A 243-nucleotide genomic window follows, 5' to 3' on the forward strand; every position below is an offset into this window, starting at 1 on the left:
CGCCCATGGCCACCGCGTCGGCCAGGGTCACGGCGCGGCCGAGCCCGCGGGAGATCGAGAGGGCGAGCCAGGTGGCGATGCCGAGGCCGAGGAGGAGGGCCGCCGCCGCCACGGTCAGCAGGATGGTCTGACCCTGGGCCGATTCCGCGTTGGCCTGGACCGCGGCCTCGTCCATGAAGCGCTTCTGCCGCTCGGCCAGGGCCTCGAACGCGTCGATCGCGGTCGTGCTCACCTTCGCGTAGT

General features: G+C 73.3%; 1 pseudogene. It reads right to left on the minus strand.

The features are described from left to right. Positions 1-243 (minus strand): annotated as a pseudogene (locus KZZ07_RS27330) (hypothetical protein); the annotation flags it as partial.

Source organism: Mameliella sp. CS4 (genome assembly GCF_019392335.1).
GTDB lineage: Bacteria > Pseudomonadota > Alphaproteobacteria > Rhodobacterales > Rhodobacteraceae > Antarctobacter.